Origin of the sequence: Mesorhizobium helmanticense, assembly GCF_003034915.1 — a bacterium.
GTDB classification, from domain to species: Bacteria; Pseudomonadota; Alphaproteobacteria; order Rhizobiales; family Rhizobiaceae; genus Mesorhizobium; species Mesorhizobium helmanticense.
In genome coordinates this window covers 95,065-116,418 of sequence record NZ_PZJX01000028.1, presented here as the reverse complement: position 1 = coordinate 116,418, position 21,354 = coordinate 95,065, and the positions used below count along the sequence as shown (strand labels likewise).

Below are 21,354 nucleotides of genomic sequence, written 5' to 3'. Positions count from 1 at the left end.
TGCCTGATGAGGAAGCCGCGCGTGACCGCTGCGACAAGCGGGCCGGACGGACAGGCGCCAGCCGGCGATGTCGCGGCGATTGTCGCCGGCACTCATGGCGACCCGTTTGCTGTCCTCGGTGTGCAGGAGGCAGGCAAGGGCTTTGTCGCCCGCTGCTTCGTTCCGCATGCGGAGTTCATGACCGCCTATACGCTGACCGGCAAGAAGGTGGGCGAACTGTCGCGGCGCGACGACGACGGTTTTTTCGAGGGCAAGCTGTCGCTCAGGAAACGCCAGCCGCTGCGCTATCACGCCAGCAACGCCGGCGGCGACTGGTGGCTGACCGATCCTTATTCCTTCGGTCCGGTGCTTGGGCCGCTGGATGATTACTATATCGCCGAAGGATCGCATCTCAGGCTGTTCGACAAGCTTGGCGCTCATCTCATCGATCACGAGGGTGCATCCGGCGTGCATTTCGCGGTGTGGGCGCCCAATGCCAAGCGCGTCTCCGTGGTCGGCGACTTCAACGAATGGGATGGCCGCAGGCACCCGATGCGCGACCGTCGCGACACCGGCATCTGGGAATTGTTCATTCCCGATATCGGTGCCGGCCGGCCCTACAAATACGAGATCATCGGCCCCGACGGCGTGCGGCTGCCGCTCAAGGCCGACCCGTTTGCCTTCAGGTCCGAACTGCGCCCGGCCACCGCTTCGGTGGTGGCGCTTCCGCCAGCGCATGAATGGGGCGACGAGGCGCACCGCAATTTCTGGCGCAACGCCGACCACAGGCGCGAAGCGGTGTCGATCTACGAGGTTCACGCCGGCTCCTGGCAGCTTAACGACGATGGCAGCTTCCTGTCGTGGGATGATCTCGCCACGAGACTGATCCCCTATGTCGTCGAGACGGGTTTCACCCATATCGAATTCATGCCGATCTCCGAACATCCCTACGATCCGTCCTGGGGTTACCAGACGACCGGTCTCTACGCACCGTCGGCTCGCTTCGGCGATCCGGACGGATTCGCCCGTTTCGTCGACGGTGCACACCGTGCCGGCATCGGCGTCATCCTCGACTGGGTGCCGGCGCATTTCCCGGTGGACGAGCATGGTCTGGCAAAGTTCGACGGCACCGCGCTCTATGAACATGCCGACCCGCGCAAGGGCTTCCATCCCGACTGGAACACCGCGATCTACAATTTCGGCCGGCGCGAGGTCGTCTCCTTCCTCGTCAACAATGCGCTGTTCTGGGCCGAGAAATACCATGTCGATGGCTTGCGCGTCGATGCGGTCGCCTCGATGCTCTACCTCGACTATTCGCGCAAGGCCGGCGAATGGATTCCCAACGACAAGGGCGGGCGCGAGAACCTCGAAGCGGTCAGCTTCCTGCAAAGGATGAACAAGGAGGTCTACGGCCACCATCCGGGCGTGATGACGATCGCTGAGGAATCGACCTCCTGGCCCAAGGTCTCGCAGCCGGTGCATGAAGGCGGGCTGGGCTTCGGCTTCAAGTGGAACATGGGCTTCATGCACGACACGCTGGAGTATTTCTCCAAGGAGCCGATCTTCCGTAAGCACCACCACAATGACATCACCTTCGGCCTGGTCTACGCCTTCTCCGAGAATTTCGTGCTGCCGCTCTCCCATGACGAAGTCGTGCACGGCAAGGGCACGCTGCTTGGCAAGATGGCGGGCGACGATTGGCAGAAATTCGCGACATTGCGCGCCTACTACGCCTTCATGTGGGGTTATCCCGGCAAGAAGCTCTTGTTCATGGGACAGGAGTTCGCCCAGCGCCGCGAATGGAGCGAGGCGCGTGCGCTCGACTGGAACCTGCTCGATTTCCGGCTGCATCGCGGCGTCTGGCAGACGGTGCGCGATCTCAACTATCTCTACCGCTCGCGCCCGGCCCTGCATGCGCGCGACTGCGAGCCGGAGGGCTTTTCCTGGCTGATCGTCGACGACAGCGCGAACTCGGTGTTTGCCTGGCTGCGCAGCGCGCCGGGCGGCAATCCGGTTGCCGTCATCTCCAACTTCACGCCGGTCCCGCGCGACAATTACCGCGTGCCGCTGCCGCAGGCCGGCAAATGGCGCGAGATCATCAACACGGACGCTGCCGATTATGGCGGTTCCGGCAAGGGCAATGGCGGCCTCATCGAGGCGCGGGCGGAGGCAGGAAGCATATCGGCAACGATGCTTTTGCCGCCGCTGTCGACGATCATGCTCGAATTTGCTCCGGACTGAGTTATTTCCGGACTGGGTAAACTGGGAGGGTAAAAATGGCAGAGATAAAACGGACCCAGCCGCTGGCACGCGATGCCATGGCCTATGTGCTGGCCGGCGGGCGCGGCAGCCGCCTCAGGGAATTGACCGACCGGCGCGCCAAGCCAGCGGTCTATTTCGGCGGCAAGACGCGCATCATCGATTTCGCGCTCTCCAATGCGCTCAACTCAGGCATTCGCCGCCTCGGCGTCGCCACCCAGTACAAGGCGCATTCGCTGATCCGCCATTTGCAGCGCGGCTGGAACTTCCTGCGCCCCGAGCGCAACGAGAGCTTCGACATCCTGCCGGCGAGCCAGCGCGTTTCGGAAACGCAATGGTATGAAGGCACCGCGGATGCCGTCTACCAGAACATCGACATCATCGAGGCCTACGGCCCCGAATACATGGTCATCCTTGCCGGCGACCACATCTACAAGATGGACTACGAGCTGATGCTTCGCCAGCATGTCGACGCCGGCGCCGACGTCACCGTCGGCTGCCTCGAAGTGCCGCGCATGGAGGCGACCGGCTTCGGCGTCATGCATGTCGATGCCAAGGACAACATCATTGCCTTCGTCGAAAAGCCTGCCGACCCGCCCGGCATTCCCGACAAACCGGAGTTTGCGCTGGCCTCGATGGGCATCTATGTCTTCAAGACAAAGTTCCTGATGGACCAGTTGCGCCGCGATGCGGCAGAACCCGGCTCAAGCCGCGACTTCGGCAAGGACATCATCCCCTATATCGTCGAGCACGGAAAGGCGATTGCCCATCGCTTCGCCAAATCTTGCGTGCGCTCGACCGCCGAGAACGAGGCTTATTGGCGCGACGTCGGAACCGTCGACGCCTATTGGGAGGCCAATATCGACCTTACCGACATCACGCCGGAACTCGACCTCTACGACCGCGACTGGCCGATCTGGACCTATGCCGAGCTGAAGCCGCCGGCAAAGTTCGTGCATGACGAGGATGGCCGCCGCGGCTCCGCGGTGTCCTCGCTGGTCTCTGGCGACTGCATCGTCTCGGGAGCTTCGCTGAAAAGAAGCTTGATCTTCACCGGCGCGCGGATCAATTCCTATTCGACGCTGGAAGAAGTCGTCATGCTGCCCGACTGTCATGTCGGCCGGAACGCAAAGTTGAAGCGCGTGGTCATCGACCATGGCGTAAGGATACCGGAGGGCCTCGTCGTCGGCGAGGATCCGGTTCTCGACGCCAAGCGTTTCCGTGTTTCTGAAAAGGGCATCTGCCTCGTCACGCAGGATATGGTCGACAGGCTGGGGTTGTAGTCGCATGCAGGTTCTGTCGGTCACGCCCGAAATATTCCCCCTGATCAAGACAGGCGGGCTTGCCGACGTGACTGGCGCCTTGCCGGTTGCGCTGGCCGGCAAGGGCGTGACCATGCGCACGCTTATCCCCGGCTATCCCCAGGTGATGGATGCCTTCAAGAAAAAGAAGGCCGTTCACCAATATCCGCTGCTGCAAGGCGGCAAGGCTTCGGTCCATGCCGTCGAGATCGCCGGGCTCAATCTTTTCGTGCTCGACGCGCCGCATCTGTTCGACCGCCCCGGCGGCCCCTACGGCAACGCGACCGGCGCCGACTGGCCGGACAATTGGCGGCGTTTCGCGGCACTGAGCCAGGTTGGCGGCGACATCGCCGGCGGCGCCATCTCCGGCTACCGGCCTGACATCGTCCATGCCCATGACTGGCAGTCGGCGATGACGCTGGCCTATATGCGCTACGGCAAGGCGGTCGGTACGCCGTCGATGATCACCGTCCACAACCTTGCCTTCCAGGGCCAGTTCGGCGCCGGCATCTTCGGCGAGCTTGGCCTGCCGGCGGTGGCCATGGCGCTCGACGGCGTCGAATATTATGGCGGTGTCGGTTTCCTCAAAGCCGGCCTGCAGGCTGCCTGGGCGATCACCACGGTCAGCCCGACCTATGCGCAGGAAATCCGCCTGCCGGAATTCGGCATGGGCCTCGACGGCCTGATCAATATGCGCTCCACCGATCTCCACGGCATCGTCAACGGTATCGACACCGACATCTGGAACCCGGAAACCGACAAGCATCTGGTCTCCACCTACACAGCCAGGACATTGAAGGCGCGAACGCCCAACAGGGCCGCCGTCGAGGATCGTTTCAGCCTTGACCGCGACGACAGTCCGATCGTTTGCGTCATCAGCCGGCTGACCTGGCAGAAGGGCATGGACATATTGGCGGCCGTCGTCGACGGCATTGTCGCGGCGGGTGCACGCCTTGCCATCCTCGGATCCGGCGACGCCGGCCTCGAAGGCGCGATGCTCGCCGCGGCCGCTCGTCATCGCGGCCGTGTCGGCGTCGTCATCGGCTGGGACGAAGGCCTCTCCCACACCATGCAGGGCGGTTGCGACGCCATTGTCATCCCCTCGCGCTTCGAGCCTTGCGGGCTGACGCAGCTTTACGGCCTGCGCTACGGCTGCGTGCCCGTCGTCGCACGTACCGGCGGCCTAGCGGACACCGTCATCGACGCCAACGAGGCCGCCGTCTCGGCTGGCGTCGCGACCGGATTCCAGTTCGCACCCAACAATGGCGGCGCACTCCTGCACGCCATCCGCCGCCTCGTTGAGGCGCATGCCAACCCGACCGTCTGGACCTCGATGCAACAACAAGGCATGAAGGCCGATGTGTCGTGGGACAAGAGCGCCGAAAAATACGTTGAACTCTACCGCTTGCTGCTTTCGAAAAGGGCTGCCTGACGCATGATACGCACCGTCGCCACCAAACCCTATCCCGACCAGAAGCCCGGCACCTCCGGGCTGCGCAAGAAGGTGCCGGTGTTCCAGCAGGAGCACTATGCCGAGAACTTCATCCAGTCGATCTTCGACGCTCTCGAAGGCTTCAAGGGCAAGACCCTGGTGATCGGCGGCGACGGCCGCTTCTACAACCGCGAGGTCATCCAGAAGGCCATCGCCATGGCGGCGGCCAACGGGTTCGGCAAGGTGATGGTTGGGCAGGGCGGCATATTGTCGACTCCGGCGGCTTCGCACGTCATCCGAAAATACAAGACCTTCGGCGGCATCATCCTGTCGGCCAGCCACAATCCAGGCGGCCCGCATGAGGATTTCGGCATCAAGTACAATGCCGGCAATGGCGGCCCGGCGCCGGAAAAGCTGACCGACGCGATCTTCGAAAAGACCAAGGCGATCGCGAGCTTCAAGATCGCCGATATCGGGCCGATCGACATCGACAAGATCGGCACGGTCGAAGCAGGCGGCATGACGGTCGAGATCATTGATCCGGTCACCGACTATGCCGAGTTGATGGAAAGCCTGTTCGATTTCGACGCCATTCGCGCCAATTTCAAATACGGCTTCCGCATGCGCTTCGACGCCATGCATGCGGTCACCGGCCCCTACGCCAAGGAGATCCTCGAGCGGCGGCTTGGCGCGCCCAACGGCACCTGCCGCAATTTCAAGCCGTTGCCGGATTTCGGCGGCCATCACCCCGATCCCAATCTGGTCCATGCCAAGCACCTCTATGACGAGATGATGGGACCGGACGCGCCGGACTTTGGCGCTGCTTCCGACGGCGACGGCGACCGCAATCTGATCATCGGCAAGGGCATCTTCGTCACCCCGTCGGATTCGGTGGCGATGCTTGCCGCCAACGCCCATCTGGCGCCCGGCTACAAGCAAGGTCTCAAAGGCATCGCCCGTTCGATGCCGACCAGCGGTGCCGCCGACCGCGTCGCCGAAAAACTCGGCGTCGGCATCTACGAGACGCCGACCGGCTGGAAATTCTTTGGCAATCTGCTCGATGCCGACATGGCGACGATCTGCGGCGAGGAAAGTGCCGGCACCGGCTCCAACCATGTGCGCGAAAAAGACGGACTTTGGGCCGTGTTGTTGTGGCTCAACATCCTGGCGGTGCGCGGCGAAAGCGCCAAGCAGGTTGTCACCGAGCACTGGGCGACCTACGGCCGCAACTACTATTCGCGCCACGATTATGAAGAAGTCGAGACCGAGCGTGCCAACGCTCTGGTTGACGAACTGCGCGCCAAGCTTGGCTCGCTGCCGGGCACCAGCGTCCGCGGCATGACAATCGCCAGCGCCGACGACTTCGCCTACCATGACCCGGTCGATGGTTCGGTAAGCAAGAACCAGGGCATCAGGGTGCTCTTCGAAGGTGGGTCGCGCGTCGTCTTCCGTCTTTCCGGCACCGGCACCTCTGGCGCGACGATCCGCGTCTATATCGAGCGCTACGAGCCGGACAAGTCGAGGCACGATCTCGACACGCAAGTCGCGCTCGCCGATCTGATTGCGGCAGCCGACGATATTGCCGACATCAAGAGCCGCACCGGCCGCAACAAGCCGAGCGTGATTACTTGAGGCTGGCGCGGCGCGCCTTTCCTTCTCCCCTTGTGGGAGAAGGTGGATCGGCGCGTAGCGCCGAGACGGATGAGGGGTGTTGGACGGAGTGCTGTGGGTGCCAAGCTGGAGCACCCCTCATCCGTCGCCTTCGGCGACACCTTCTCCCACGAGGGGAGAAGGGGAAGCCAACCTGCCAACGCCTATGCAGCTGTGAGTGCGCATGAGCCAGCTCGGCGCAACCATCACCAAAGACGGCATTCGCTTTGCCGTATGGTCGTCGTCGGCTCGGCGCATCTGGGTCTCGATCTTCGACGATCAAAGAAGCCGCGAACTCGACCGGCTGGAACTCCGGCCGGAAGGCGACGGCGTTCATGGGCTTTTCGTCTCCGGCCTTGCCGCCGGCACGCGCTATGGCTTGCGCGCCGATGGCGACTACGCGCCCGAGCGCGGCTTCTGGTTCGATCCCGACAAGCTGCTCGTCGATCCCTATGCCCTGGAGGTCGACAGGCCCTATGCCTATGACGGCAGGCTCGCCGCGCGTCGGGGCGAGGGCGCCGACACCGCTTCGCTGATGCCGAAGGCGATTGCTGGCGCTTCAGCGAAACCGCTGCCGGCTCCGCCGCCGCTCTTCCAGCCCGGCGGCCTGATCTATGAAGTGCCGGTGCGCGCCTTCACCATGCTGCATCCGGACATCCCCGAGAAACAGCGCGGCACGATTGCAGCGCTCGCCCATCCGTTGATTGTCGAGCATCTGAAAAGGCTTGGCGTCTCCGCCGTCGAACTCATGCCGGTGACGGCCTCGATCGACGAGCGGCATTTGCCGCCGCTCGGGCTGCGCAATGCCTGGGGCTACAATCCCGTCACCTTCATGGCGCTCGATCCGCGCCTTGCGCCCGGCGGTCTGGCGGAGTTGTGGCAGACGGTCGCCATGCTGCGCGACGCCGGCATCGGCACCATTCTCGACCTCGTGTTCAATCATACCGGCGAAAGCGACAGGCTGGGGCCGACGCTGTCGCTGCGCGGCCTCGACAACCACGCCTATTACCGGCACGCGCCGGACGGCGGGCTGGCCAACGACACCGGAACCGGCAACACGGTTGCTTGCGACCATCCGGTTGTTCAGGAAATGGTCCTCGACACGCTTCGCCATTTTGTCAGCCATGCCGGCGTCGACGGCTTCCGTTTCGATCTGGCGCCCATTCTGGGCCGTGTCGAAGGGATTTTCGATGCCGATGCGCCGTTGCTCAGGGCTATCCGGGACGATCCGGCTCTTGGCGACCGGGTGCTGATCGCCGAGCCCTGGGACATCGGGCCGGACGGCTATCAGCTCGGCAATTTCCCGCCACCCTTCCTCGAATGGAACGACAAATATCGCGACGATATCAGACGTTTCTGGCGCGGCGACCAAGGCATGGTCGGCGCGCTGGCGACAAGGCTTGCCGGCTCATCCGATGTATTCGGCAGGGCAGGGCGGCGGACAAGCCGCTCCGTCAATTTCATCGCCGCGCATGACGGCATGACGCTGGCCGACATCGTCGCCTATGAGCACAAGCACAATGAGGCCAATGGCGAGCAGAACCGGGACGGCCACAGCGAGAACCTGTCATGGAACAACGGCGTCGAGGGCGCCACATCAGACGAGGCTGTCGCCAAGGCGCGCTTCGATGACCAATGCGCGCTGTTGGCCACGCTGTTTGCCTCGCGCGGCACCATCATGCTGACGGCGGGCGACGAATTCGGCCGTACGCAGGAGGGCAACAACAATGCCTATGCGCAGGACAACGCGATCACCTGGCTCGATTGGGCTGGACGCGATCGGGCGCTGGAAGAATGCACAGTGCTGCTCGCCGCGCTGCGCCGCGCCGTACCGGCGCTCTCGGACACGCATTTTCTGACCGGGAAGGCGGCAGATGCGTCGGAAAGTCCCGACGTCGCCTGGCTGACCGAGACCGGCGCGCCGCTTGGCGAAGCCGACTGGAACGATCCCTCGCGACATCGACTGGTCATGCTGCTCGGCGATGACGGCGGCAGCCGCCTTGCCGTCCTGGTCAACGGCGACCGCCGCCAATGTGTCTTCACCTTGCCGGCGAGGGAAGGGTTCGAGTGGCGCCCGGCGATCGAAACGCAGACGATCGGTTTTGCGCGGCCGCTGTCCGGCCGCAGTGTGAACTTTATGATCGAGCGCAGGGCCGCCACGGCCAGTGCTGGGAGGGGTGCGTGATGGCCGATGAGAAGACCGAATGGTGGCGCGGCTGCATCATCTACCAGATTTATCCGCGCTCCTTCCAGGATACGAGTGGCGACGGCAGCGGCGATCTCAAGGGCATCACGTCGAGGCTGGCACATGTCGCTTCGCTTGGCGTCGACGCCGTCTGGCTGTCGCCCTTCTTCAAGTCGCCGATGGCCGACATGGGCTACGACGTGTCGGATTACTGCGCGGTCGATCCGATGTTTGGCAGCATCGAGGATTTCGATGCGCTGGTTGCCGAAGCCCACCGGCTCGGCCTGAAGATCATCATCGACCAGGTGCTCTCGCATTCGTCCGACAAGCATGACTGGTTCGTCGAAAGCCGCGCCAGCCGCGACAATCCCAAGGCCGATTGGTATGTCTGGGCCGATACGAAGCCCGACGGCAACGCGCCCAACAACTGGCTGTCGGTGTTCGGCGGCCCGGCCTGGGAGTGGGACTCGACCCGCCGGCAATACTACATGCACAATTTCCTGGCCTCGCAGCCGGACCTGAATTTCCACAATTCCGAGGTCCAGGATGCACTTCTGGACACGGTGCGGTTCTGGCTGGAGCGAGGTGTCGACGGCTTCCGGCTGGATACGGTCAACTACTATGTCCATGACCGTTGGCTGCGCAGCAATCCCCCCTTGGCGTCAAGTGTCGCCGGCACCAACGCTGAAACCAACACCTATCTCTATCAGGAGCATCTGTTCGACAAGACGCAGCCGGAAAACCTGGCTTTCCTCAGGCGGTTCCGCGCGCTGCTCGATGAGTATGAAGGCCGCGCCGCCGTCGGCGAGGTCGGTGACGAAACCCGCTCGCTGCAAACGCTCGCCGCCTATACCTCCGGCGGCGACAAGCTCAACATGTGCTACACTTTCGACCTGCTCGGGCCACAATTCTCGGCCGCGCATGTGCGCGGCTGCGTCGAGGCGTTCGAGGCCGCCGTCGCTGACGGCTGGGTCTGCTGGGCGTTTTCCAACCACGATGTCGTGCGCCATGTGACGCGCTGGACAAGGCCCGGGGGCGATGCCGACAGCGTGGCGAAATTCTCGATCGCGCTGCTGTCCTGCCTGCGCGGATCGATCTGTCTCTACCAGGGTGAGGAACTCGGGCTGGAAGAGGCTGAACTGGCCTTCGAGGATTTGCGCGATCCGGTCGGCATCCGCTTCTGGCCGGGGGTCAAGGGCAGGGATGGCTGCCGCACGCCGATGGTCTGGGAGGCCGGCGCCGACAATGCCGGTTTTTCCCAGGGCAGGCCGTGGCTTCCGGTTCCGGCGGGGCATCGCAGCCGCGCGGTCGATGTGCAGAACGGCAAGGATCACTCGGTGCTGTCGGCCTACCGTTCGGTGCTGGCCTTGCGCAAGCGCCATCCGGCCCTGATCAGCGGTTCGATCCGGTTTCTCGATGCCGAGGACGACGTGCTGGCCTTCACTCGGGAGCGTGATGGCGAGAGGCTGGTCTGTGTCTTCAATTTTGCCGGTGAGCCGGCAAACTGGCGATCGCCGCCGGACCTGGGTGCCATGCGGGCGATAGATCCGGACGTTGCCGATATTGTCTTGCAGGACGGCCAACTGTCGCTGCCGCCGCTCGGCAGTTTCCTCGGACGGCTGGGCTGACCCTGCAGAAGCAGGATAAACAGCGGCGCAGCATGGCAACCTCGATCGCCGATGTCCCCGAGGCGTCGGCTTGGAAACGGCACGGTGAAGCGCGAAGTTTCGTGTTCCGGAGCATAACGTGGAGCATGCCAGGCCCAATTGCAAAGACAGAAAAAAGACGGAGCAACTTGAAGATGCGCCAAGTTGAAAATCCGCTTCAGCTTTAGATGTTGCTGTTTTAGCGCGGGGTGCTCACTTAGCGTCAATCAGGACTCGGTTGAAATAAGATTCTCGTCTGTCTAGTGTCTTGCCACCAAGCCGCCGGAAAGGGAACCGTCGGCACGCTCAAAGAGGCCATCGATCGGTTCTCGGGGCGTCAACACTCAAGAGGCGTGACTGCGAGGCCGCCTCTGCAGGGAGAACTCCATGCTGAAAAATATGCTGAAGGCGACAGTGTTCGCTACGACGATGGCTTTGACGGCCGGCACGTTCTACACGCCGGCTTTCGCCGAGACCGTCTATAACCGAGGCAGCGCCGCCGAGGCGGAGACTGTCGATCCGCACAAGACCTCGACCGTCTACGAAGCCGATATCATACGCGACCTGTTCCAGGGACTGGTCATGCACGATCAGAAGACGAACCTCATTCCGGGCGCCGCCGAAAGCTGGACCGTATCCGACGACGGCACCGTCTACACCTTCAAGCTGCGCAAGGACGGTTTGTGGTCGGATGGCAGCCCTGTGACGGCGGACGATTTCGTCTACTCCTTCCATCGGCTGGAGGATCCGGCGACCGCCGCCGAATACGCTTCCATGCTCTATCCCGTGAAGAACGCCGAGGAAGTCAACACCAAGAAAGGCAAGCCCGAGGATATGGGCGTGAAGGCAATCGACGCCAACACGCTGGAAGTGACGCTGAAGGCGCCGACGCCATACTTCCTGGAGATGCTGACCCACCAGGCAACCTATCCGGTCAACAAGGCCTCGATCGAAAAGCTCGGCGCCGACTGGATCAAGGCGGGCAATCTCGTTTCGAACGGTGCCTATACGCTGGCCGAGTGGATTCCCAACGACCACATGAAGCTGGTCAAGAATCCGAAATTCTGGGACGCCGCGAGCGTCAAGATGGACGTCGTGAACTATATCCCGACCGAAGACCGCTCATCGGCGATGAAGCGCTTCGAGGCCGGCGAACTCGACAGCTACGGCGACCTGCCGACCGAACAGCTCGCTGACCTCAAGGCCAAGTTCGGCGATCAGGTCCGCGTCGGACCGTATCTCGGCACCTACTACTATGCGATCAAGACCGACAAGGCGCCGTGGGATAATCCCGAGCTGCGCAACGCGATCTCGATGGCGATCGACCGCGACTTCCTGGCGGAGAAAGTCTGGCAGAACTCGATGCTGCCTGGCTATTCGATGGTGCCTCCGGGCATCGAGGGCTACACGCCGGCAATGGCCAAATACGCCGACATGCCGCAGATCGACCGCGAGGACGAAGCCAAGAAAATCCTCGAGAAACTCGGCTATACGCCCGAGCATCCGCTGAAGATGGAGATCCGCTACAACACCTCGGAGAACCACAAGAACACCGCGGTCGCCATCCAGGAGCAGTTGAAGCCACTTGGCGTCGAGGTCACGCTGCTCAATACCGACACCAAGACCCACTATTCCTTCCTTGAGCAGAAGGGCAACTACGACGTGGCGCGTGCCGCCTGGATCGCCGACTACAAGGATCCCGAGACCTTCCTCGGCATCACACGCAAGGCCAGCGGCAATAACTATTCGAACTATGTCAGCCCGGCATATGAAGCGGCCATGGACAAGGCCGCGGCTGCCGGCGGCAAGCCAGAAGAGCGCATGAAAGACCTCACTGAGGCCGAGCGCATCCTTGTCGATGACGTCGGCAACATTCCGCTTCTCTACTACAGCTTCCACGATATCGTTTCCTCGAAGCTGCATGGCTTCGATGACAATGTGATGGACATCCATCCGTCCCGCTTCGTCTCCAAGGACTGAATCATCCTTGACTGGACCGCCGCGCCTTATCTGGGCGCGGCGGCCGGTCGGTCATCGCATCGGTCCGAAAGTCGTGCTCGATTTTCGGCAAGCCCGGTGCGAAGATTTGGCGCCGGAGCATGGCAATGCGTTCGTATGGACGCATGTCGCTCTGGCCGAAGCGGGGCGCCGATGCTGCGTTATGTATTCCGGCGGCTTCTGACCGCCATTCCGACGCTATTCGTCATCGTGACCATGGCGTTCTTCCTGATACGAGTCGCACCGGGCGGCCCGTTTAATCAGGAGCGGGGCTTGAGCCCCGAAATCAAAGCTAATCTGGAAGCCCAGTTCGGCCTCAGCGATCCGCTCTGGCTGCAATATGTCCATTATCTCGGCAACCTTCTGCGCGGCAATTTCGGTCCGAGCTACAACATGCCGGATTTCACCGTCACTGAACTGTTTGCCAAGGGCCTGCCCATCTCGGTTCAACTCGGCGCCTCGGCGCTGCTGCTCGCCTTGCTGATTGGCAGCATGCTCGGCACCGTTGCCGCGCTCAACCAGAACAAGCTTGGCGACTATACGGTGATTGCGCTGGCGACCGCCGGCAGCACCATTCCAACTTTCGTGATCGCGCCCGTGATCCAGCTCCTGTTCGGGCTGACCTGGAAGCTGCTGCCGATCGGTGGCTGGGGCGACGGCGCCTTCATCAACAAGGTCGGCCCGGTGCTGACGCTTGCCTTGCCGCAGATCGCTATCGTCGCCCGCCTGATGCGCGGCTCCATGATCGAATCGCTGCGGTCCCATCATATCCGCACGGCCCGCGCGCTCGGCCTCTCCGACTGGTCGGTGGTGGTCAAGCACGCATTGCGCGGCGCCATACTGCCTATCGTCTCTTTCACCGGCCCCGCAGCCGCGGCACTGCTGACCGGCTCGGTCATCGTCGAGACGATCTTTTCCATTCCAGGCGTCGGCCGCTATTTCGTCGATGCCGCGCTCAACCGCGACTACACGCTGGTCATGGGAACGGTGGTGGTGATCGCTCTCTTCACCATCGTCTTCAACCTGATCGTCGACGTTATGTATGCGGTCGTCGATCCGAGGGTGCGCTATGACTGATATCGCAGCGATCGCTCCGGCCGTCGTCGGCCGCTCGCTCTGGGGCGACGCATGGGCGCGCCTCAAGGCCAATCGCGCCTCCATGTTCAGCCTCTACTATCTTGCATTCATCGCGGCCATCAGCGTCTTCGGCCCCTGGTTCGTGCCGCATCAGTACACCACCATCTACGCTGACTATGTGCGCACGCCGCCGAGCTTCAGTGCCTATCCAAAGGCCGATATGATCGAGACGGCGCTCACGGACGCGATCAAGCGCATGCGCGTCGACATCAAGGAGTGGAAGCAGGACGGCAGCCGCGTCATCGTCACCGTTGTGTCGACCAAGCCGATCGACGACCGCAACATCCGCTATCTTGACCGTTCCGATGCCTTCGACGACACCAAGATCGAGAGCAAGTCGTCCAGCGGTCTCGAAGTGACGATGAGCGCCTCGATCAAACAGCAGTATTTCCTGTTCGGTACCGACAACACCGGCCGCGATCTGCTCTCGCGTACGCTGATGGCCGGGCGCATCTCGCTGGCCATCGGCCTGCTTGCCGGCGTCGTGGCGGTTGTCATCGGTGTCGTGTATGGCGCTGCGGCGGGCTTTGCCGGCGGCAGGGTCGACGAGGTGATGATGCGCATCGTCGACGTGCTCTATTCGCTGCCCTTCATCTTCTTCGTCATCATGCTGGTGGTGTTCTTCGGCAGGAACTTCGTGCTGATGTTCTTGGCCGTCGGCGCGGTGCTGTGGCTCGACATGGCGCGCATCGTGCGTGGCCAGGCGCTCTCGATCCGGCGCCAGGAATATGTGCAGGCGGCCGAAGCCCTGGGCGTCGGCCAGCGCGGCATCCTGATCCGCCACGTCATACCCAACCTGCTCGGGCCGGTGGTGATCTACATGACGCTGCTGGTGCCGCAGGTCATCATCCTGGAAAGCTTCCTGTCCTTCCTCGGGCTCGGCATCCAGGAGCCGATGACCAGTTGGGGCGTGCTGATCTCGGTCGGCGCCAAGAACATCGGCAGCGCCAACTGGTTGCTTCTGTTCCCGGCCTTCTTCCTCGTCTCGACTCTGTTCGCGCTGAACTTCGTCGGCGACGGCCTGCGCGACGCGCTCGACCCCAAGGACCGCTGAGATGGCTGCTTCCGAAACGATCCTCAGCGTCAAGGACCTTCGCGTCCGCTTTCGCACGCTCGACGGCGCGGTCGAGGCCGTCAAGGGCATCAACATCCACGTCAAATCAGGCGAAACCGTTGCCGTGGTCGGCGAATCCGGATCCGGCAAGAGCCAGACGATGATGGCGGCGATGAGCCTGCTGGCCTCGAACGGCGAGGCTTCAGGCTCTGTCGACTATCGCGGCCGCAACCTTTTGACCCTGAGCAAATCCGAATTGAACAAGGTCCGCGGCCGCAAGATCAGCATGATCTTCCAGGAGCCGATGACTTCGCTCGATCCGCTCTATTCGATCGGCAATCAGCTGATCGAGCCGATCCGCCGGCACCGCGGGCTGAATGCGGCCGAGGCGCGCGAAGAGGCGCTCAAGCTGCTGCGGCTGGTCCATATTCCCGATCCCGAGCGGCGGATGAAATCCTACCCGCACGAAATGTCGGGCGGCCAGCGCCAGCGCGTCATGATCGCCATGGCCTTGGCCAACGACCCGGATATCCTGATCGCTGACGAGCCGACGACGGCGCTCGATGTGACGATCCAGGCGCAGATTCTAATGCTTCTGGCCGAACTCCAGCGCAAGCTCGGCATGGCGATCGTCTTCATCACCCATGATCTCGGCATCGTCCGCCGTTTTGCCGACCGGGTCTATGTCATGCGTTACGGCGAGGTCGTCGAGGAGGGCGAGGCCGAAGCGATCTTCGCCAATCCTCAGCACGCCTATACCAAGATGCTGCTGGCCGCCGAGCCGACCGGCACCAAGGCGCCACCGCCGCCGAACGCGCCTGTCCTGCTCGAAGGCAGGAATGTCGAAGTGACCTTCAAGATCGGCGGTGGCTTCCTTGCCGGAGAGCCGCTACTGCTGCACGCGGTCGACCGCATTTCGATCCGGCTGAAGCGGAACCAGACCATCGGCATCGTCGGCGAATCCGGTTCGGGAAAATCGACGCTCGGCCGGGCCTTGCTGCGGCTCCTGCCGAGCGACGGCGTGATCCGCCTCGGCGACCGCGACATTTCCAGTGCCGACCGCCAGGCGATGCGGCCGCTGCGGCGCGAATTGCAGCTCGTCTTCCAGGATCCGTTCGGCTCATTGTCGCCGCGCATGACCGTCGGCCAGGTCATCACCGAAGGGCTTCTGGTGCACGAGCCGGCACTGTCGGGCAAGCAGCGCGATCAGCGCGCGGTCGAGGCCTTGCGCGAGGTCGGGCTCGATCCGAATGCGCGCAATCGCTATCCGCACGAATTCTCCGGCGGCCAGCGCCAGCGCATCGCCATTGCGCGCGCCATGATCCTCAAGCCAAAGGTGGTGGTGCTGGACGAGCCGACGTCGGCGCTCGACCGCTCGGTGCAGAAGCAGATCGTCGAGCTGCTGCGCAAGCTGCAGGCCGACCACGAATTGTCCTATCTCTTCATCAGCCACGATCTCGCCGTCGTGCGCGCCATGGCCGACTACATCATCGTCATGAAGCAGGGCAAGATCGTCGAGGAGGGGCCGACCGAGGCGATCTTCAGCGATCCGCAGGCCGCCTACACGCAGACGCTGATGGCCGCGGCCATCGACGTCACGCGCTTTCGCCTGAGCGCATAAGCGCGTCCCGTTCGATTACCCAAACCGCTGCGCACCCCTCGGGTCAGGCCCGGCTTGACCCGAGGGGTGCCCTTTTGAGCGACGGCATTGGCCTGTCGATGAGCGCTCTGCTTTGAATCGTTTCGAGAACAAACGCAGCTAAGTCGCTGTTTTATGGTTCGAAGTGGCAGAATGCCTTGCTTGGGCCATCATAATCGTTTATGTTACTTACCTAAACGATTATGAAGCCTTGGGAGAGCCCTTTGGGCAGATCCACCATGCGCGATGTCAGCCGCGCTGTCGGTCTTTCGATGTTTACCGTGTCTCAGGCACTGAGCGGGGCCGTGGGCGTGTCGGAGGAGAGTCGCCAGCGGGTGCTCAAGACCGCGCGCGAATTGGGGTACATACCCAACCGCGCCGCGCAGGAGCTACGCCGCGCCAATCGCGACTCCGTCGCGGTGATCACCGCCAGCACGTCGAACTCCTACTATCTCGACTTGATGTCGGGCATTCAGCAGGCGCTGCGTCCGTCCAACTGGACCGTTGTGGTCGGCGACGTGGCGGTGGACGGCGCCTATGACGAGCGGCTGGAGGACCGGATGGTCCAGCGGTTGATCGAATCGCGTATGGCCGGCGTGATCTCGACGCTGACGCTTCGCCCGGAAAACGCCGAGCTGCTCGCCTCCTGGGACATCCCGGTGGTCTTCGTCGACTCCTCTCCGCCCGAAAACGCCAAGAATTTTCCGAGCGTCACCACCGACAACTACAACGCCAGTCTGGTCGTCGGGCAGCATCTCGCCGACCACGGTTACAAGGACTGGCTCCTGCTTGTCTATCCGGCCAAATGGTCGACCCGCTTCGACCGTGAGCGCGGTCTCGTCGAGGCGGCGCGCCGCCATGGAGCGGAACTGGTCGTGCTTGAGAGCGAGAACGATGCAGTCTCCGCCCATTCAACGCTTGCCGCCTATCTTGATCGCGCCGGTCGCCTGCCGCATGTCCTGATCGCGGGCAACAACCCTTTGCTGCTCGGCGCGCTCAAACTGCTGCGCGAGCGCAGCATCACAATCCCCGCCGATATCGCCGTGGTGGGATACGACGAGTTCGCCTGGGCACCGCTGCTCGATCCGCCGTTGACGGTTCTCAACGAGCGAAGCGAAGAGATCGGACGCCGAGCCGCCCAGACGCTGGCCGGCATCATCGAGGCCCAGGCGGAAGCCGAAAAGCAGGGGCAGTCGAAGTCGCCGCTCTACCGCCCAGAATATCAGCAGCAGGTTGCTGCCGAACTCGTCATTCGCAAGTCCTGCGGCTGCGGCCATGCCCATCAGCCGGGCATCCCGAAGGTGACGCCATGAGCGGTGCTCTCTCAACGGGTGTCCGTGCCATTCGAATTGACCGGATGACGATCGTCCGGCCACCAACCCGCGCCTTACAGCCGCGGCTCTCAAGGCGCTTTCCAGCCAGCGCCGTAACAACGTCCGAGCTGGTCATGTTAGTTGGAGGAGACAAAGCAAATGAAACTCGCACATCTCACACGTTTGCCGATAGCCGCATCGGCGATTACCTTGCTTGCACTGGCCCTCGTGCCGGGCGCGAATGCCCAGTCGGCCATTCCCAAGAAGATCGAAAAGATCGGCCTGATGGTGCAGGACATGTCCAATCCGTTTTTCTCGGCCATGGACAAGGGCGGCAAGAAGGCAGCCGCCGAGATCGGCGCCAGCGTGAACACGCAGGATGCCCAGCTCGACCTGGGTAACCAGAACACGCAGATCGACGCCTTCATCCAGCAGGGCGTCAACCTCATCGTTATTTCCGCCGTCGATGAGGCGGGCATTGAGCCGGCGATCGCGCGCGCCAAGCAGGCGGGGATCATCGTCATCGCCGTCGACACACCTGCCAAGGGTGCCGATGCCGTCGTCATGACCAATGCCGTGCAGGCCGGGGAGAAGTCGTGCGACTATCTCTTCCAGCAGATGGGCGGCAAGGGCGAGGTCCTGCTCGTCGACGGCACACCGATCCAGACGATCATCGACCGCATCAATGGCTGCAAGACAGTTGCGGCCAAATATCCTGATATCAAGATCGTCGGCCAGCAGGCCTCGAAGAACGACCGTGCCTCGGGCCTGGCGGTCACCACCGACATGCTGACCGCGCATCCCGACGTGACTGGTATCTTCGGGATGAACGATCCCTCTGCCCTGGGAGCCGTTCTTGCGGTCGAGCAGGCCGGCAAGTCCGCCACCATCAAGGTGACGGGCGTCGACGGCAGCCCGGAAGCGGTCGCCGAACTGAAGCGCGAGGGGTCTCCCTTCATCGGCACCGCCACCCAGAACCCGGGCGAAATGGTGCAGCAGGCGGTCAAGATCGCCCAGGACATCGTAGCTGGCAATCCTCCCAAGGAGACGACGGTCCTGATCCCCAGCGTCCTGGTTACGCGCGGCAACGTCGGCGAATATCCGGGCTGGTAAGGGTCAAAAGTATCGCGTCGTTGCGGGAACGGGTGATCGCCCGTTCCCGCATCGACCGACGGCGATGGCGGACATGGCAGACCAACCTCTTCTGAGACTGGAAGGCGTGACCAAGCGCTTCGGCGCCACGCTGGCGCTGAACGGCGTCCATTTTGACCTGCGCTCCGGCGAGGTCCACGCGCTGATGGGCGAAAACGGGGCGGGCAAGTCCACATTGATGAAGATCCTGGCCGGCAATGTGCAGCGTGACGCCGGCACTATCCTGATCGACGGCCGCGAGATCGATGTCCGCTCGCCGCGAGATGCGCGCACGCATGGCATCGCGATCATCCATCAGGAGCTCAACACCGTGCCGGCGATGACGGTCGCCGAAAACCTGGCGCTCGGGCATGAGCCGCGCACGCGGCTTGGTGTGCTCGACCGGCGCCGCATGGTGGCCGAGGCGCGGGCAAAGCTCGCCCGTATCAACGCCGGCATAGATCCGAACCGGCCGCTCGGCTCGCTGAGCGTCGGCATGCAGCAGATGGTCGAGATCGCGCGCGCTGTGAGCGAGGATGCGCGCGTGCTGGTGCTTGACGAGCCAACCGCGGCGCTATCGCGCGCCGAGGCGCAGCAGCTCTACAGGATCATTGGCCAGATGCGATCGGCCGGCGTCGGGCTCATCTACATTTCCCATCGCATGGAAGAGGTGTGGCAGCTCGCCGACCGCGTCACCGTGTTCCGCGACGGAACCTATGTCGGCACCGGTGCAATGGGCGACATCAGCCCGTCGGACGTCGTGCGCATGATGGTAGGCCGTCCGATTGCCGATCTTTACCGCCACGCACCGCGCCAGCCGGGCGAGGTGGTGCTCGATGTATCGGGGCTTGCCGGTGATGGCGCCGGACCGGTGGATTTCACGGTCCGCGCAGGCGAGGTCGTGTGCATGGCGGGGCTGATCGGATCGGGCCGCACGGAGGTTGGCCGCCTGTTGTTCGGCGCCGACCGGCGCAGCACCGGGCGGGTTCTCGTCGATAGCCGCGAAAGTCGACCGGCAGATCCCTCCGCGGCCATCGCCCAGGGAATGGGTATGGTGCCGGAAGACCGCAAGGACCAGGCACTTTTCCTGGATCATTCGGTCGAGGACAACATCGCCCTCAGCTCGCTCGACCGTTTCGTGACGGCGGGCGTGGTGCGCAGCGGTCAGGTACGCACCGCCGTCACCCGACAGATGCAGCGCCTGCATCTGAGGCTGAACGCACTTGGGCTTCCGGTCAGGGCGTTGTCGGGCGGTAACCAGCAGAAGGCCGCTCTCGCGCGCTGGCTGTTGCGCGATTCCAGGGTCCTGATCCTCGACGAGCCGACCCGGGGTGTCGATATCGGCGCCAAGCGCGAGATCTACGAACTGATCGACGAACTCGCCAGGGCTGGCAAGGCGGTGCTGGTGATTTCTTCCGACCTGCCCGAGGCGATCGGCATCAGCGACCGGCTTCTCGTGATGCGGGCCGGACGCATCGTCCATGAAATGGATTCGGCGGACGCGACCGAGGAAGAGGTGATGTTCCACGCCACGGGCACGGCGCCCGCCGACGGCGCGCAAGAGAATGGAGCAAGACATTGAGCAAGGACGAAGACCTTCCGTCGGTACGCTTGACGGAACAGCCTGCAAGGGAGCCCTTCGACTTCGCCAAATGGTGGGACCGTGTCGGCATCCTCATGGTGCTCGTCGCACTGGTTATCCTGATGTCCGTGATCGCGCCGAACTTCAACCGTGTCGACAATCTGCTCAACATCGCGCGCTCGATCTCCGTCAACGCGATCCTCGCGGCCGGGCTCACCTTCGTCATCCTCACGGGTGGCATTGACCTGTCGGTCGGTTCGATCGTCGCGGTCAGCGGCGTGGTTGCCGTGGTGGCGGCCATCGGCGGCTGGCCTGCGCCCGCGGCGATACTGGCGGGAATGGCCGTGGGCGCCGCCTGCGGCCTGGTCAACGGCGCCTTGACCGCCTATCTGGCGCTCGCGCCCTTCATTGTCACGCTGGGGACGATGACCTTCCTGCGTGGCCTTGCCTATACCATCACCGAAGGCCAGCCCATCGTCTCCAGCGATCTCAACTTCCGCGATGTCGGCAACGGCTATCTCAGCGGGGTGCCCATCCCTGTGCTTGTGATGCTGGTCGTCTATCTCGTCGCCTGGTTCATCCTGGAACGGACACGGTATGGCCGGCATGTCTATGCTGTCGGCGGCAATGCCCAGGCGGCACGGCTGGCAGGCGTGCGCGTCAACCGCGTCACCACATCCGTCTACGTTATCGCCGGCATTTGCGCCGGACTGGCCGGCGTCATCTTCGCCGCGCGCGTCATCTCGGCCCAGCCGACGGCGGGAACCGGCTACGAACTCGACGCCATCGCCGCGGTGGTCCTCGGCGGCACCAGCCTGGCTGGCGGACGTGGCCGCATCGTCGGCACGCTGATCGGCTCGGTCATCCTTGGCGTGCTCGGCACCGGCCTGATCCTGCTGAATGTTCCGTTTTTCACCCAGCTCCTCATCAAGGGCGCCGTCATCATCCTTGCGGTCGCCATCGACAGTCTCAAGCAAAGGCCGTTCCTGTTCCGAGCCGCCGCCAAGGCGCGAGGAGCCGATTCACCGAAGACGTGAATTCGGCGTCG

At 63.2% G+C, this 21,354-nt stretch carries 14 protein-coding genes; all 14 read left to right on the top strand.

All coding sequences use genetic code 11. From position 1 onward, the window contains the following. Positions 1–6 precede the first annotated feature (6 nt). The 14 genes from glgB (at position 7) to C9427_RS15140 (ending at position 21,343) form a co-directional block, all read left to right on the top strand. Positions 7–2,220, top strand: a complete 2,214-nt coding sequence (gene glgB / locus C9427_RS15205; RefSeq protein WP_107649950.1) for a 1,4-alpha-glucan branching protein GlgB — start codon at positions 7–9, stop codon at positions 2,218–2,220. 35 nt (positions 2,221–2,255) lie between these two features. Next, positions 2,256–3,521 carry a glucose-1-phosphate adenylyltransferase gene (glgC, locus tag C9427_RS15200; protein WP_107649949.1) on the top strand — a complete coding sequence of 422 codons (1,266 nt, stop codon included), beginning with the start codon at positions 2,256–2,258 and terminating at the stop codon, positions 3,519–3,521. Between the two features lie 4 nt (positions 3,522–3,525). Further along, the gene (glgA, locus tag C9427_RS15195) at positions 3,526–4,971 is read left to right on the top strand and encodes a glycogen synthase GlgA (protein WP_107649948.1); all 1,446 of its coding nucleotides are present in this window, start codon (positions 3,526–3,528) and stop codon (positions 4,969–4,971) included. Positions 4,972–4,974: 3 nt separating this feature from the next. Further along, positions 4,975–6,603, top strand: coding sequence for an alpha-D-glucose phosphate-specific phosphoglucomutase (locus C9427_RS15190; RefSeq protein ID WP_107649947.1), 1,629 nt, complete (start codon positions 4,975–4,977; stop codon positions 6,601–6,603). A gap of 202 nt (positions 6,604–6,805) precedes the next feature. Then, entirely contained in the window at positions 6,806–8,806 is a 2,001-nt protein-coding gene (glgX, locus tag C9427_RS15185) for a glycogen debranching protein GlgX (protein WP_107649946.1), read from the top strand. After that, positions 8,806–10,434: a beta-galactosidase BglA gene (bglA, locus tag C9427_RS15180; protein WP_167434358.1), complete on the top strand. Its 1,629-nt coding sequence runs from the start codon at positions 8,806–8,808 to the stop codon at positions 10,432–10,434. The genes glgX and bglA overlap by 1 nt, the downstream gene beginning before the upstream one ends. Positions 10,435–10,839: 405 nt before the next feature. Beyond that, positions 10,840–12,432: a peptide ABC transporter substrate-binding protein gene (locus C9427_RS15175; protein WP_107649944.1), complete on the top strand. Its 1,593-nt coding sequence runs from the start codon at positions 10,840–10,842 to the stop codon at positions 12,430–12,432. A gap of 171 nt (positions 12,433–12,603) precedes the next feature. Further along, on the top strand, positions 12,604–13,527 hold the full coding sequence (locus tag C9427_RS15170) for an ABC transporter permease subunit (RefSeq protein WP_107649943.1): 924 nt from the start codon (positions 12,604–12,606) through the stop codon (positions 13,525–13,527). Beyond that, complete coding sequence (locus C9427_RS15165) at positions 13,520–14,641, top strand: ABC transporter permease (RefSeq protein WP_107649942.1); 1,122 nt, start codon at positions 13,520–13,522, stop codon at positions 14,639–14,641. The genes C9427_RS15170 and C9427_RS15165 overlap by 8 nt, the downstream gene beginning before the upstream one ends. A 1-nt stretch (position 14,642) precedes the next feature. Then, positions 14,643–16,262 (top strand): ABC transporter ATP-binding protein, encoded by a 1,620-nt coding sequence (locus C9427_RS15160; protein ID WP_107649941.1) that lies wholly within the window; start codon positions 14,643–14,645, stop codon positions 16,260–16,262. A gap of 257 nt (positions 16,263–16,519) precedes the next feature. Then, positions 16,520–17,593, top strand: a complete 1,074-nt coding sequence (locus tag C9427_RS15155) for a LacI family DNA-binding transcriptional regulator (protein WP_208636371.1) — start codon at positions 16,520–16,522, stop codon at positions 17,591–17,593. Between the two features lie 159 nt (positions 17,594–17,752). Next, complete coding sequence (locus tag C9427_RS15150) at positions 17,753–18,706, top strand: ABC transporter substrate-binding protein (protein WP_107649939.1); 954 nt, start codon at positions 17,753–17,755, stop codon at positions 18,704–18,706. A gap of 73 nt (positions 18,707–18,779) precedes the next feature. Next, entirely contained in the window at positions 18,780–20,306 is a 1,527-nt protein-coding gene (locus C9427_RS15145; RefSeq protein WP_208636370.1) for a sugar ABC transporter ATP-binding protein, read from the top strand. Then, positions 20,303–21,343, top strand: coding sequence for an ABC transporter permease (locus C9427_RS15140; protein ID WP_208636369.1), 1,041 nt, complete (start codon positions 20,303–20,305; stop codon positions 21,341–21,343). The genes C9427_RS15145 and C9427_RS15140 overlap by 4 nt, the downstream gene beginning before the upstream one ends. The last annotated feature ends 11 nt before the right edge of the window (positions 21,344–21,354 follow it).

Coding starts and splice junctions, on each gene's coding strand:
- C9427_RS15190 (WP_107649947.1), top strand. CDS start 4,975: ATGATACGCACCGTCGCCACCAAACCCTATCCCGACCAGAAGCCCGGC.
- C9427_RS15155 (WP_208636371.1), top strand. CDS start 16,520: ATGCGCGATGTCAGCCGCGCTGTCGGTCTTTCGATGTTTACCGTGTCT.
- glgA (WP_107649948.1), top strand. CDS start 3,526: ATGCAGGTTCTGTCGGTCACGCCCGAAATATTCCCCCTGATCAAGACA.
- glgB (WP_107649950.1), top strand. CDS start 7: ATGAGGAAGCCGCGCGTGACCGCTGCGACAAGCGGGCCGGACGGACAG.
- C9427_RS15150 (WP_107649939.1), top strand. CDS start 17,753: ATGAAACTCGCACATCTCACACGTTTGCCGATAGCCGCATCGGCGATT.
- glgX (WP_107649946.1), top strand. CDS start 6,806: ATGAGCCAGCTCGGCGCAACCATCACCAAAGACGGCATTCGCTTTGCC.
- C9427_RS15170 (WP_107649943.1), top strand. CDS start 12,604: ATGCTGCGTTATGTATTCCGGCGGCTTCTGACCGCCATTCCGACGCTA.
- C9427_RS15145 (WP_208636370.1), top strand. CDS start 18,780: ATGGCAGACCAACCTCTTCTGAGACTGGAAGGCGTGACCAAGCGCTTC.
- C9427_RS15160 (WP_107649941.1), top strand. CDS start 14,643: ATGGCTGCTTCCGAAACGATCCTCAGCGTCAAGGACCTTCGCGTCCGC.
- C9427_RS15175 (WP_107649944.1), top strand. CDS start 10,840: ATGCTGAAAAATATGCTGAAGGCGACAGTGTTCGCTACGACGATGGCT.
- bglA (WP_167434358.1), top strand. CDS start 8,806: ATGGCCGATGAGAAGACCGAATGGTGGCGCGGCTGCATCATCTACCAG.
- C9427_RS15165 (WP_107649942.1), top strand. CDS start 13,520: ATGACTGATATCGCAGCGATCGCTCCGGCCGTCGTCGGCCGCTCGCTC.
- glgC (WP_107649949.1), top strand. CDS start 2,256: ATGGCAGAGATAAAACGGACCCAGCCGCTGGCACGCGATGCCATGGCC.